Origin of the sequence: Marinobacterium maritimum (assembly GCF_039523155.1) — a bacterium.
Lineage (GTDB): Bacteria > Pseudomonadota > Gammaproteobacteria > Pseudomonadales > Balneatricaceae > Marinobacterium > Marinobacterium maritimum.
On sequence record NZ_BAAAET010000004.1, the window covers coordinates 203247 to 216477 of the forward strand.

Here is a 13231-nt window from a genome sequence, read left to right on the forward strand (position 1 = left end):
GCCCCATGAGGTTGACCGGGCATGGCGCCATGCCCGGTCCCGGCCGTTACTGGCGAGTGATATGGGTGACCGAGCTGAGGCCACGCAGCTTGCGGATCACCCGCGCCAGGTGGACACGGTTGAATACGGTCAGCTCCATCTGCACGCTGCACAGCTGGCCGTCCCGCTCACCGCTGTCGATCTTGAGCAGGTTGGCGCCGACAGCCGCGGCAGCGGTGGCCAGGTTGGCGATGATACCCCGCTGAGAGCGAACCTCCAGCTGCAGCCCCACCACGAACTCTTCCTCATTGTCCTGAGGCGCGGACCATTCCAGATAGATGGTCTTCTCGGGGTTGTCACGCAGGTAACCGATGTTGCGGCATTCGGTACGGTGCACCACCAGCCCGCGACCACTGCTGATATGTCCAATGATGGCATCGCCGGGTATCGGGTGGCAGCAGCGGGCATACTGCATCACCATCCCTTCGGCGCCGCGGATCGCCAACGCCCGGCCCTGTTCGGCCGGCTGGTCTTCCTGGTCGCTGTGGGATTCGGGGCGCAAGCGACGGGCCACCACATAGGCCATGCGGTTACCCATGCCGATATCCTCGAGCAGGTCATCCAGCGTTCTGAAATCCGCTTCCTGAAGCAGCTGAGCCAGACGTTCGGGGTCTATATCATCCAGCGAGGCACCGTAGTTGCCCATGAACTGTCCCAGCAGGCGACGGCCCAGTTCGATCGATTCGTTACGCTGCTGGTTTTTCAGGAAGTGGCGGATACTGGTACGCGCCTTGCCGGTGACGACGAAATTGAGCCAGGCCATGTTGGGCTGGGCACGCGGCGTGGTGATGATCTCGACGGTCTGGCCGCTTTCCAGCGGTTCGGACAGCGGTGCCAGGCGGCGGTTGATACGGCAGGAGACGCAGGAGTTGCCGATATCGGTATGCACGGCATAGGCGAAGTCCACCGGGGTAGCGCCGCGGGGTAACTCCAGAATGCGCCCCTTGGGGGTAAAGATATAGACCTCGTCGGGGAAGAGATCCTTCTTCACGCTCTCGATGAACTCCATGGAGTCACCGGCGTTCTGCTGCATCTCCAGCAGCCCCTGTACCCACTTGCGGGCTCGGTTGTAGGAGCCCAGCGCCGTTTCGGTACTGCCCTTGACCTTGTAGTGGCTGTGTTCTGCAATACCCTGACTGGCCACGGCATCCATGTCTTTGGTGCGAATCTGTACTTCGATGGTCATGCCGCGAGCCCCAAAGAGTACCGTGTGCAGGGACTGATAGCCGTTGGCCTTGGGAATAGCGATGTAATCCTTGAAGCAGCCCGGTACCGGCTTGTACAGGTTATGTACCGCACCAAGGATGCGGTAGCAGTCGTCAACGCTGTCGGTGACCACACGGAAGGCGAACACATCCATGATGTCAGCGAATGCCTTGCGCTGTACTTTCATCTTGCGATAGATGCTGTACAGGTGCTTCTCGCGACCGCTGACCCGACCACTGAGCCCTTCCTGATCCAGCCGGTTCTGCATGCTTTCGCGCACCTGCTCGATAATGTCCTTGCGCTGGCCACGGGCGTGGACCACGGCGCGACGGATGCGCTTGGCGCGCATCGGATAGTAGGACTGGAATGCCAGATCCTCCAGTTCGACCTGGAGGTCGCGCATGCCCAGACGGGCAGCGATGGGGGCGTAGATATCGAGGGTTTCGCGGGCGATGCGGCGCTGTTTGTCGGGGCGCATGGCACCGAGGGTGCGCATGTTGTGCAGACGGTCGGCCAGCTTGACCAGGATGACGCGGATATCCTCGGCCATCGCCAGCACCATCTTCTGGAAGTTCTCCGCTTGGGCCTCGGCCTTGGTTTCGAATTCCAGATGGGTCAGCTTGGACACACCATCCACGATATCAGCTACCGAGGTGTCAAACTGCCCTTCGATACCGGCATAGTCGATCTCGGTATCTTCGATCACGTCGTGCAGCATGGCAGCCATCAGGCTCTGATGGTCCATGTGCATGCCGGCGAGGATGTTGGCCACCGCCAGCGGATGCGTCACATAGGGCTCGCCGCTCTTGCGCCGCTGACCATCGTGGGCTTGCTCAGCGTAGAAATAGGCACGCCGAACCCGGGCGATCTGCTCCGGGACCAGATACTCTTCGAGGCGATGGGAAAGGGCGTCTATCGTCGGCATCAACATCTCCGCTAAGGGTTGAAGGCTGGCAGGCGCCAGCCACCTACCCCTGATGATGCCGTATTACGGTCGCGGGGAAAAGATCAGTCCTGATCCTGAGCGTTCAGAATTTCCGCACGGTCGACCAGGTTTTCAGCAATTTCACGCAGGGCTACAACGGTCGGCTTGTCGTTTTCCCAATCGACCTTGGGGTCCTTGCCACCGACGGCGATCTGGCGTGCACGCTTGGACGCAACCATCACCAGTTCAAAGCGGTTTTCAACATTTTCCAGACAATCTTCAACGGTTACTCGTGCCATTGCGACCTCGAACGGGTTGGAAGGAACTATTAGAACTACTAAAAAGGACCGTACAGTTTACGGGGCTTTCAGCCCTCAGACAAGAGCTGCTCCAGCAGCACCTGATGACGGGTCTGCTGTGCGGACTGGCGCAGGCGCCGTGCCCGGAACAGGCTGGCCAGCTGCTGCAGGGCGATATCGAAATCATCGTTTATCAGCAGGTAATCGTATTCGGGATAGTGACTCATCTCGCTGGTCGCTTCGGCCATGCGCCCTTCGATCACCTCGTCACTGTCCTGACCACGGGCATTGAGGCGCTCACGCAGTGCGGCGCGGCTCGGCGGCAGGATAAAGACGGTAACGGCCTCCGGCATCAGCCGACGTACCTGCTCGGCGCCCTGCCAGTCGATCTCCAGAATCACGTCGCGGCCGGCGGCCAGCTGTTCCTTGACCCACTGCTGGGAGGTGCCGTACTTGTTGCCGAAGACCTCGGCATATTCCAGGAACTGACCCTGTTCAATCAGCGCATTGAAGTCATCCATGCTAACGAAGTTGTAATCGACGCCATCCGCTTCGCCCGGGCGCATGGCACGGGTGGTATGGGACACCGACACCCCGACCTGATCATCCTGCTGCAGCAGAGCCTTGACCAGGCTGGTTTTGCCTGCGCCCGAAGGGGCCGAGAGAATGTATAAAGTGCCGGCGAGTTGGGTCATCTGTGCCTTCCGATCATGTGACTGTCAAAGCGCGCACTATAGCCCGGGGCCGCCGGTCGATCAAACCGCCGGCCCCGGAACTCAGAACGCCAGATCGCGCAGAAAGAGCGCTATCTGCGGGAAGATAATCAGCAGAGCCGCCGCCGCAACCAGCATCAGCACGAAGGGTGGCGTGCCACGGATCACCTCGATGTAGGGCCGCCGAAAAATGGCGATGGCGGTAAAGATGTCGCAGCCGAAGGGTGGTGTCGCCGAACCGATGGCGACCTGCAGCGTGATCAGTACCCCCACCAGCACCGGGTCCAGTCCGGCAGAATCCACCACCGGCGCAAAGATCGGCACCAGCACCAGGATCACCACGATCGGGTCGACGAACATGCAGCCAATGAAGAAAGCGACCGATATCGCGATCAACACACCGGTCGGGCTCGCTTCGGCCAGCCCCAGCGAGGCCAGAATCGTCTGCGGAATCTGGGCGAAAGAGATGATCCAGGAAAAGGCCGCGCCAGCCGCCACCAGAATGAACACCACCGCGGTGATCAGGCCGGTGGACTTGGCAATCGTGTACAGTTCGACCGGTTGCAGCGCCCGGAACACGATGAACTCCAGGATCACCGCATAGAGCACACAGACCGCCGCGGCTTCCGTCGGGCTGAACACACCGCCGTAGATACCACCGACGATAATCACCGGAAAGCCCAGCGGCCAAATCGCCTTGCGCACCGCCTGCCAGCGCTCAGGCCAGGTCGCTTTCTCTTCAGTCGGAACCTTGTGGATACAGGCATAGATATAGCTGTACAGGGCAAACATGCCCAGAATCAAAAGACCCGGCCCTATGCCGGCGATGAACAATTCGGAGATCGAGGTGTTGGACACCACGCCATAGATGATCATGCCAATGCTGGGCGGAATCAGAAAGGCGATATCACTTGAGTTGATGATCAGCGCCAGCACGAAACTGTCCTTGTAGCCGGCCTTGAGCATCTTCGGGCGCAGTGGCGAGCCTACAGCCACTACCGTGGCCTGGGTCGACCCCGACACGGCCCCAAACAGGGTACAGGCCGTGGCCGTACTGATCGCCAGACCACCGCGGACATGGCCGATGAACTTCATCACCAGCTCGATCAGTCGATCCGCGGAATGACCCCGTGTCATGATATCGGCGGCCAGAATGAACATGGGCACCGCGATCAGCGAGGCAGGCCGGATACCAGCCATGAACTGCTGAATCATGAAGTCCATCTGTTCGATGCCGCCAAACATCGCATAAAACCCGATGAACGCCGCCACGATCAGCGGAATCATCATCGGAAAGCCCAACAACAGCAGCACGATCATCGTGCCTACCATAACTGCGGTCATCCCTGCCCTCCTGTACTGCCCGAATACCGCTGCTTGATCGGTTCAGTCATCGTCATAGCCATCCTGTACCTGAGTCGACAGATAGACATCGCGGCTCATCAGGTTCTTCAGCGCCGTCAGCAGGTACTGTATCCCGGTGACCGCCAGCCCCAGCGGGACCCAGAGAAAGATCCACCAGACCGGAATCTGCAGCGCCGGAAGAATACGTCCCGAGTCGGCCACGCTGCCGATATAACGCACCGCGAACCAGGTCAGGGCAAACATCACCAGCGACGTGCCCAGGGCGATGAACATCATCAGCCATCGCCGCCCCGTGGCTGGCAGAACGTCAAACAAGGCCGACATGCGAATATGACGGCCATGGCGGGCGGCATAGCCGATGCCGGCAAAGGTAATCATGACGATGAGGATACGATTGACCTCTTCGGTGAAGAAAAGGCTGTTCTGAAACAGAAAGCGGCCCACGACATTGGCCACGGTATTAAACGCCATCAGCAGGACGCCGGCGCCCAGCATCAGCGCTTCGGCACGTCCGAGCCAGGTATCCACCCAGCCCAGAATGCCCGGTAGACTGGAGCCCCGCTCGGACGGGCGGTGTTCGGACATGTTGATACTTTCTCGTCAGGGGCCGGCCCCGACCAGGCCGGCCGGAGGGCTTACTGAGCCTTGGCGGCTTCCAGGTCCTGCTTGAACTGCTGCAGCAGTGCCTTGCCGGAGTCACCGGTCATGTCGATAAACTTGGCCTCGACGTTCTCAGCGGCGGCACGGAAAGGCGCACGCTGTTCCGCGGTCAGATGAACCACCTTCATCTCCGGCTTCTGCTCGAGGATCTTCGCCAGTGAGCGCTCACTCAGACCTTTCTGATACTCCATGATGTGGTCAAACGCAGCCTGCATGGCATCACGTACCAGTTTCTGGTCTTCGGCCGGCAGGCCATCGAAGAAGCGCTTGTTGGCCATCACCGCCGTGGTGAAGTTGTTGTGGCCGGTAAAGGTGATCACGTCGGTCACCTCATACATCTTGGCCGATTCTACCCAGAACAGCGGGTTTTCCTGTCCCTGGATGATGTTGGTCTGCAGGCCGCCATAGACCTCACCCCAGGGCAGCGGGGTCGGGGTAGCGCCGAACGCCTTGTAGGACTCCACCAACAGCGGGTTGGTCATGACACGGACTTTAACGCCATCAAGCCCGGCGGGACTGTCAAAAGGCTCCTGAGTGGTCACTACGACTTCCCCTTCCGGGAACATCTTCAACAGCTCCAGGCCATGCTGAGCGTAGATCGATTTGAAGTCTTCGTTGATGGCCTTGCTGTTACGGAAGAAATGATCCAGCGCTTCCTGGGTTTCCGGCAACAGATAGGGAATGAAAAAGATCTGGGCTTCCGGAATCAGCGAACCGGTAAAGCCGGGGGACTGATCGACAAACTGCAACAGGCCGGCCTGAGTCTGCTCCATGATATCGGCCGACTCGCCGAGCGTGCCGTAGGGGAACAGCTGAATCCTGTGATCCGAATTGGCTTCGATGTGCTCCTTGAATTTGCTGGCATAGACCCCCTGAACATCGGTGAGGGCTTCCTCAAACGCATAACGCCAGGTCGCAGCTTCAGCTGTTGCCATGGTTCCCAGTGTCGCCAGCGCAAGAGTACATGCGCCTGCCAGTGCTTTGAGTTTACGCATTGATCTATCTCCATGTTTGATCGCTGCTGCCGATGCCGGCAATGGGGTTCAGATGCAGTGTTTTAATACAGCGCAGCTGAATACTTAGCATATCTAAATATATATTTGCAAAAAACGGCTCGCCCCCCGTGGATAGCAAAAAGCCGGAAAAGACCTTAAATACGACAAAAACGGCATACGAAAACGAAATATCGGCCATTTTCACAGCTTTATGAACAGTCAGAAATGTTCATTTCGCCCCGAAAAGAGCGACAAAAGGCGAGGTTAATTCAACGCATTACGTATGTTCTACCCCCTGCCGCTCTGCCCTTCAGCCTCAGAGCGCCAGCCGGACAGGTCTGAGAGTGGCTGTGATGGACGTCGCGGCAGCACCAGGGTGAAGCAGCTGCCCTGGCCCGGCGTGCTGGTCACCTCCAGGTCACCCTCATGCTCCTGCACGATACTATAGGCAATTGCCAGCCCCAGCCCCGTACCTTCCCCCACCGGCTTGGTGGTATAGAAAGGATCAAACAGCCGCGCCAGATCATCGGCATCGATGCCACAACCGGTATCCCGAACACTGACCCGAATCCGCTGCGCCGCTTCATCCAGTACACTGCTGATGCTGATCCTGCCCTGCTCCTTGCACGCATAGGCCGCGTTGACCAGCAGGTTCAACAGCACCTGCTTGATTTGCCCTTCTGCGCACAGTACCTCAGGCAACGGCTGTAAATCGGTCTCGATGTCCACTTGCTGATATTTGAACTGGGCTCTCACCATTCGGATGGTCGTGGTAATGCATCGGTTCAGGTCGGTTTCGACCCATCTGGTGCTGCTGCCACCACGCGAGAACTCATTCAGTGCCGAAACAATTTCGGTAATGCGCCGACAGCCGTCGATGGAGTCCTGCAGCAGGTCCGGCAGATCTTCCAGCAGGTAGTCGATATCCTGATCATCCAGTGCCGCCGCCAGCGCCTGTACCTGCGGGTGTGATCCCAGCTCAGCGGATGTGAGCAGTTGCTCACAGGACTTTCTCATCGCGGCAAACGCCGTCTGGTAACTGATCAGGGCCTGGAGGTTGCTGTAGACATAGGCGACAGGGTTGTTGATTTCATGTGCCACACCGGCCGCCAGTTGCCCAACCGATGCCAGGCGTTCACTCTGAACCAGGCGCGCCTGCTGCGCGCGGATCGAGCTGTTGGCCCGCTCCAGCTCGTCATTGCGGCTCCGCAGCTCTTCGGTTCGTGCCTGAACCCGCTGCTCCAGCCCGGCATTCAGCTGCTCCAGTTCCTGTTGATACTGTTCAGCCCGGATCCGCGACTGGCGCAAGTTGCGTACCATCAGATTGAAAGTACGTGAAACCAGTGCGGTCTCATCCGACCCACTCTCCGGTATATTGACATCCAGTTGCCCGGTCGACACCCGCTCTGCCGCTTGCCGAAGCTCATTCAGTCGTCGCGTCAGATAGAGGCCGAGAAGCGTCGAAAAGGCTGCGACCAGCCCCATTTCAAGCATGACGATCAGCGTACTCCAGTGCCTTGCATCCGCTACCGCCGCCTCGATCTCAGAGGTGTCGAGCCCGACCTGCACCTTGCCGTAGACTGCTCCGCCGGCACGAATCAGTGCCTCGGCCACAAAAACATGGCTGGGATTCTCTGCATCCACAACCCTGGCGGATTCGGTAAAGCGTCCAATATCACCGGCTTGTGCCAGCAGCACGTCATCGTCCGTCAGAACCCGTGCATAGACCATACCGGGGTTATTCATGACCTCCCGGACGAAGCTGTCGAGAGATGCCAGATCATAACTCAACACCGCATCCTGCGTTGTCGTCGCAAACAACCTGGCGATGGACTCCCCGCGGCGTTCCATGCTGTCCGTGTTGGTCTCTCGAATAAAATCCAGCAGCATCATCACCAGCAACACCAGCATGAAGCCTTCGATAATGGCGATCCCCAGGACCGTTTTGGCACGTAGCGACAACTTCATCGGCATTACTCAATCAAGGGCAGCAGCAACTGGATATCCAGCGCCCGGACATCATCCCAGTCGCTGTCGGTCGCCGCTTCGATGCCGGAAAAGCGGATGGTGGACAGCAGTGAACGCCCGCTCTCTGTTATATCCATATCAATCAGTGCCTGCTGCAGGCGCGCTTTGGTTGCAGCGCTCAGCCGTGGGTGTACAGCAAAGGCGTGGGGCGTGAAGCCATGAGTTCGCCAGAGAATTCGCAACTGCCCGCGCAATGACTCGGGCAGGTTGCTCAGAGTCCTATCGATCCCGCCACCCGCCGGGAAAAGCCCCTGAGCCACGCCCAGATAGACCGAGTCATGGGAAGACACATAACGGGGTGTGAACTGGATGCCCAGCTGCTTCAGCTCTCCACGCGGCAGAATACTGGCGGCAAAAGCAGCTGGTGAAGGGAAGGCCAGCGTATGACCCTGCAACTCTTGCAGGGACATAATCGGGCTATCCCTGCGCACTACCAGCAGGCCATGAATCCGGGCACCTTTCTGGCGTGCGATCGCGGCATAGCCCGGTTGCTGGTGGAACACGGTGTAATGATAGGGGTTCATGTACGCAAGATCGTATTGCCCCTCTGCCAGACGCCTCTCAAACGCCGGTATATCAGGCGCCGTCTCGAAGTCCAGCTGATAACCGGACTGCCTGGACAGGTATGCCAGTATCGGTGTCCATAGCTCAGCCAAACGCGCAGCCGACTGCTGCGGCACTATGCCAACCCGGAGAACAGGCCGGCCGTCCGCTGCCTGCAGGCCTGCTGTTGGAAAGACCAGAAAGAACAACAGGATAACAGCCAACAAACGGTGGTGATTCAGCATGGGTAGCGCTCCTCAGCCTCGGGAATGGAGATTCCCCGCCTGCGTCACAGACGTTTTCAGTAGTGATGACAACAACGAGGAACGGATATCACTCGATATTCTGGATCTGCTCGCGCATCTGCTCGATCAATACCTTGAGCTCTACAGCACTCCGTGTGGTAGACGCCACGATCGACTTGGACGACAGGGTATTGGCTTCGCGGTTCAGCTCCTGCATCAGGAAATCCAGGCGCCGGCCAATCGGGCCTTTCTGGGTCAACACACGACGAACTTCCTGTACATGCGTCTGCAAGCGGTCGATTTCTTCATCCACGTCGGCCTTCTGGGCCAGCAGTGCAATCTCCTGCTCCAGACGGCCTGCATCCAGTTCAGCGGTCAGTTCAGACAGCTTCTGCTGCAGGTTGTCCCGCTGCGCCTGGAGAATTTTAGGCATCATCAGTTTCACGTCCGCCACAATAGATTCGATACTGTCGAGACGCTGAACAATCAGCTGATTCAGCTCCACACCTTCACGCTCACGCCCCTCAAGCAGATCCTTCAGGCCTTCTCGAAACAGGGCTTGCGCCTGCTGTTTGACTTCTCGCATATCCAGGGCGGACTCGACCAGCACCCCGGGCCAGGACAGTAACTCGAGCGGGTTCAATGCCTGCATCTCAGCGCCCGCCACCCGCAATTCCCGGGTCGCCGCCAGCACGTCCTGCAGACACTCCTGATCGACCTGTAAAGCCCCGCTGGATTTCTCCGGCACGAACCTCAGCGTCGCTTCTACCTTGCCGCGGCTGACCGCCTTGCGTAACGCCTCACGCAGAGGGCCTTCGATATCCCGCAGCGACTCAGGCAGGCGAAAGTGGGGTTCCAGATAACGATGATTGACCGAACGCAGTTCCCAGATCAGGGTTCCCCAGGGTTGCTGCATCTCCTGTCGAGTAAAGGCGGTCATGCTTCGTGTCATAATCGATCGATCTCTATTAGAATTGCGTTTTCATTATTCTAACAGCCATCCGTACGCCTTGCGCGAACAGGATGGCGACACATAAGGGTAGGCCAAATGAGTTCGAGCTTTTCTGAACAACTGCAGAACCTAGGACTGAACAAGATGCGTCCCAGCGGCAGGCAGCCGGACCAGATGCGCGATATCCGTATCACTCGCAATTTCACACGCCATGCCGAAGGCTCCGTACTGGTTGAGTTTGGCGATACCAAAGTGATCTGCACGGCTACCGTTGACCGTGGCGTCCCCCGTTTCCTGCGTGGCAGCGGTTCGGGTTGGGTCACCGCCGAATACGGCATGCTGCCCCGCGCCACTAACTCTCGCAGTGACCGCGAAGCAGCACGTGGCAAACAGACCGGCCGCACCATCGAAATTCAGCGCCTGATCGGTCGTTCCCTGCGGGCGGCCCTGGACCTGAACAAACTCGGTGAAAACACCATCACCATCGATTGCGATGTCATCCAGGCCGATGGGGGCACGCGTACGGCTTCCATTACCGGTGCCTGTGTCGCCCTGATGGATGCAATCAACGTGCTGAAACAGGACAAGAACGGCGCCATGAAAGGCAACCCGATCAAGCAGATGATCGCGGCCGTATCGGTCGGCATCTATAAGGGCGAGCCGGTGCTGGATCTGGATTATGCCGAAGACTCAGCGGCTGAAACCGACATGAATGTAATCATGACCGATGCCGGTGGCTTCATTGAGGTTCAGGGCACTGCCGAAGGTGCACCCTACTCACAGGACGAACTTAATGCCATGCTGGCATTGGCTCAGAAGGGTATCAGCGAGCTGGTGGAGCTGCAGAAACAGGCACTGGCGAGCTAAGCTGGCCAGTCGGGCAAGCAAGCGGGCCGCTCTCCGGAGCGGCCCGCTTGCGTTCAGATCTCGATATCGTAATCGATGGTCAGCGGCGCATGTTCAGAAAAACGCTGATCACGGTAGATACGCGCGCTCTTAACCGTCTTGCGCAGATTGGCCGTGGTAAGCTGGTAGTCCAGACGAGCCCCTTCATTCAGCGTCCAGGCACGGTTGTAGTCCGGCCACCAGGTATACTGACGTTCAGCCTTATTGACCTCGCGGAACGCATCCGCGTAGCCCATCTCACCGAATACTTCTTCGATCCATTCCCGCTCTTCAGCCAGGAAACCTGACACTCGCTGGTTTACATACCAGTTGCTCAGGTCAATCGGACGATGCGCAATGTTAAAGGTGCCGGCAAAAATGAATTCCCGACGCTTGCGCAGGGTTTTCTTCAGATGTCCCATGAACAGCTCAAGGTATTCCATTTTGGCCGCCTGAGCTTCATCGCTGCGCAATCCCGAAGGAATGGTCATCGAGCTGACACTGACCTTGTCGAAGTCCGCCTGAATGAAGCGACCATTAAAATCGCACTGCTCGAAGCCCAGTCCAGTCATGATCGCCTTGGGCAAGTGGCGAGTATAGAGCGCCACACCACTGAAACCATCCTCGAAAGCATCGAAGAAATAGGCGTGATAACCCTCCGGGTGATAACGATCGCCATCAAGCTGATACTCCTTTGCCTTGAGATTCTGCAGACATACCACATCGGCATCCTGCTGGCTCATCCAGTCAAAAAAGCCATTGTCTGCAGCCTGTTCAATACCCTGAGTATTGAAGGTGATCACACGCATAGTGTCTTAGCCCCGTTGAGCGTATTCGAACGAATATGGGATGGAAGGTAAAAGCGAATTGTACCCATTGAGCAGCCAAATTTGAAATTTTTCTAGCCGGATCCTGCATGGATGCGGCTTGCCGCAGCAGGTATCATAGCCCTGATTTTATTACCGCTGCGGAGAAAACCATGCTGGACTATCAACGTGAATTTATCGAGTTTGCCCTGGAAAAAAATGTTCTGCGCTTTGGCGAATTTACGCTCAAGTCCGGCCGTAAAAGCCCCTATTTTTTCAATGCCGGCCTTTTTGATTCCGGACTGGCTCTCGCCAAGCTGGGCCGCTTTTATGCCGCTGCTCTGGAAAATTCAGGAATCGAATACGATGTGATGCTGGGCCCTGCCTACAAGGGTATCCCACTGGCCGCAGCCACCTGTGTGTCCCTTGCCAGCGAGTACGCCAAGGACGTTCCCTACGTTTTCAACCGCAAGGAAGCCAAGGATCACGGAGAAGGCGGCAACCTGGTTGGGGCGCCTCTGGAAGGCCGTGTCCTGATCATTGACGATGTCATCACCGCCGGTACCGCCATCCGTGAAGTCATGGCCATCATCGAACAGGCAGGCGCCCAGCCAGCCGCAACCCTGATCGCCCTGGACCGTCAGGAAAAAGGCAAGGGTGAGCTATCCGCCATCCAGGAAGTGGAGCGTGACTACCAGATGCCGGTTATCAGCATCATCAGCCTGGCCGACCTGGTGGAGTACCTGCAGGAGCAGGGCAACATGGCCGATGAGCTCGCCGCAATCCAGGCCTACCGAGAGCAATACGGCATTCAGTGAGGAATTAGGAATTTTTCCTATATACCCACTCTTTTTGAATGGATACTATGTGTTTCGAGGTTCACAGGACGTGACAAGCTGAGTGGAGTCTCGGTACCTCAACGCCTGCGTCGGAGGCACGCAGCGGCTGACATGGAAGTCGGTGACAGGGCCCTAAGCAATGGATGCTCCGGGGCCCTTCTTTCCCCCCTTTTTATCCACCGGCGGACTCGCCTCATCTTTCCAGCTTCATCCCAAACCTTTTCCATATCTGTCTCTGTCCCATGGCCGCTTGAATAAGCGCCGTGGATAACGCCTGTTATGCACAGCCATAAACCTGTCGAGCCTTCCACCAGCCAGGACAGGTTATGCACAAGCCTTCTGTGCGTCACAGTTGATGTTCGGCTCGGGAGGCGTTATTCACACACGTACGGTTATCCACAATGTACCCCTGCTCGCCGCTGCGCCCATGAGGCAAGAACAGCCAGACGCTGTTCTGAGACAGCTCAATAAAACGCCGGTGTGCTGCTGATGCGAGGCTAGCGTGACAGGAACAGACTGAGCAAGCGGAATCATATATCGATGCCGGCCACCACTTGATGGCGTAGTAACGCTGTGAGGGAAGATGAAGCTGATGACAGGGACCCCATAACGCAAAAACCCCGGCCTCATCGAGACCGGGGTTTTCACTTAATTAAATGCTTGGCGATGACCTACTCTCACATGGGGAAGCCCCACACTACCATCGGCGATGACGCGTTTCACTGCTGAGT

General features: G+C 57.8%; 12 protein-coding genes and 1 rRNA gene. 2 read left to right on the forward strand and 11 right to left on the reverse strand.

Going from position 1 to position 13231, the window contains the following annotated elements:
• Positions 1-46: 46 nt before the first annotated feature.
• The 9 genes from spoT to ABD013_RS15685 form a co-directional block, all read right to left on the reverse strand.
• Complete coding sequence (spoT, locus tag ABD013_RS15645) at positions 47-2170, reverse strand: bifunctional GTP diphosphokinase/guanosine-3',5'-bis pyrophosphate 3'-pyrophosphohydrolase (RefSeq protein ID WP_343807999.1); 2124 nt, start codon at positions 2168-2170, stop codon at positions 47-49.
• An 83-nt stretch (positions 2171-2253) separates the two neighbouring features.
• Positions 2254-2469, reverse strand: coding sequence for a DNA-directed RNA polymerase subunit omega (gene rpoZ, locus ABD013_RS15650; protein ID WP_343808002.1), 216 nt, complete (start codon positions 2467-2469; stop codon positions 2254-2256).
• A 68-nt stretch (positions 2470-2537) separates the two neighbouring features.
• Positions 2538-3164, reverse strand: a complete 627-nt coding sequence (gene gmk, locus ABD013_RS15655; RefSeq protein ID WP_343808005.1) for a guanylate kinase — start codon at positions 3162-3164, stop codon at positions 2538-2540.
• A gap of 81 nt (positions 3165-3245) precedes the next feature.
• Complete coding sequence (locus ABD013_RS15660; protein ID WP_343808008.1) at positions 3246-4526, reverse strand: TRAP transporter large permease; 1281 nt, start codon at positions 4524-4526, stop codon at positions 3246-3248.
• A gap of 42 nt (positions 4527-4568) precedes the next feature.
• Complete coding sequence (locus tag ABD013_RS15665; protein WP_343808011.1) at positions 4569-5132, reverse strand: TRAP transporter small permease; 564 nt, start codon at positions 5130-5132, stop codon at positions 4569-4571.
• Positions 5133-5182: 50 nt separating this feature from the next.
• Positions 5183-6202 carry a TRAP transporter substrate-binding protein gene (locus tag ABD013_RS15670; protein ID WP_343808014.1) on the reverse strand — a complete coding sequence of 340 codons (1020 nt, stop codon included), beginning with the start codon at positions 6200-6202 and terminating at the stop codon, positions 5183-5185.
• 288 nt (positions 6203-6490) lie between these two features.
• A complete protein-coding gene (locus ABD013_RS15675; RefSeq protein ID WP_343808017.1) occupies positions 6491-8170 on the reverse strand; it encodes a sensor histidine kinase in 1680 nt (559 codons plus the stop codon).
• Between the two features lie 5 nt (positions 8171-8175).
• Positions 8176-9018 carry a phosphate/phosphite/phosphonate ABC transporter substrate-binding protein gene (locus ABD013_RS15680; RefSeq protein WP_343808020.1) on the reverse strand — a complete coding sequence of 281 codons (843 nt, stop codon included), beginning with the start codon at positions 9016-9018 and terminating at the stop codon, positions 8176-8178.
• Between the two features lie 88 nt (positions 9019-9106).
• Positions 9107-9970 carry a YicC/YloC family endoribonuclease gene (locus ABD013_RS15685; RefSeq protein ID WP_343808023.1) on the reverse strand — a complete coding sequence of 288 codons (864 nt, stop codon included), beginning with the start codon at positions 9968-9970 and terminating at the stop codon, positions 9107-9109.
• 96 nt (positions 9971-10066) lie between these two features.
• Here ABD013_RS15685 and rph point away from each other — a divergent pair, with 96 nt between their 5' ends.
• The gene (gene rph, locus ABD013_RS15690) at positions 10067-10837 is read left to right on the forward strand and encodes a ribonuclease PH (RefSeq protein WP_343808026.1); all 771 of its coding nucleotides are present in this window, start codon (positions 10067-10069) and stop codon (positions 10835-10837) included.
• Positions 10838-10890: 53 nt separating this feature from the next.
• Here the strand turns inward: rph and ABD013_RS15695 are convergent, their stop codons facing one another.
• Positions 10891-11664: an exodeoxyribonuclease III gene (locus ABD013_RS15695; protein ID WP_343808029.1), complete on the reverse strand. Its 774-nt coding sequence runs from the start codon at positions 11662-11664 to the stop codon at positions 10891-10893.
• A 170-nt stretch (positions 11665-11834) separates the two neighbouring features.
• Between ABD013_RS15695 and pyrE the strand changes: the two genes are divergently transcribed.
• On the forward strand, positions 11835-12479 hold the full coding sequence (pyrE, locus tag ABD013_RS15700) for an orotate phosphoribosyltransferase (protein ID WP_343808032.1): 645 nt from the start codon (positions 11835-11837) through the stop codon (positions 12477-12479).
• Positions 12480-13158: 679 nt separating this feature from the next.
• Here the strand turns inward: pyrE and rrf are convergent.
• Positions 13159-13231 (reverse strand): 5S ribosomal RNA (gene rrf, locus ABD013_RS18495); the annotation flags it as partial.